Origin of the sequence: Mesorhizobium sp., from assembly GCF_004962925.1 — a bacterium.
GTDB lineage: Bacteria > Pseudomonadota > Alphaproteobacteria > Rhizobiales > Rhizobiaceae > Mesorhizobium.
Window position 1 is genome coordinate 1 of sequence record NZ_SUEO01000466.1, and the last position, 319, is coordinate 319.

General features: G+C 65.5%; 1 protein-coding gene. It reads left to right on the forward strand.

The window, feature by feature from the left end; all coding sequences use genetic code 11:
* Positions 1-69: 69 nt before the first annotated feature.
* Positions 70-319, forward strand: a 250-nt coding sequence (locus E5W87_RS35720) for an NAD(P)-binding protein (RefSeq protein ID WP_292408751.1), incomplete at its 3' end; no start/stop codon positions are given.

The following is a 319-nucleotide window of genomic DNA, read 5'->3' on the forward strand; positions in this document are numbered from 1 at the left end:
GGACAGAGGGGGGCGCCGTAGAGCGCCAATCTCCCCAATTGAACTCCTGCTGGCGGAGAGCAATCGTCGATGAACGCGCCCGATCACATCATCGTCGGCAGCGGCATCAACGCGCTGGTCTGCGCGGCGATGCTTGGCGGCAAGGGGGCGAAGGTGCTGGTGCTCGAGCGCAACGACCGCATCGGCGGTTGCATGCGCACCGAGGAGATCACCGCGCCTGGCTTCATCCATGACGTGATGGCGACGACCTTCGTCCTGTTCATCACCTCGCCAGCCTATGCGGCGCTAGGCAAGGACCTGGCGCGGCACGGCCTGGAGT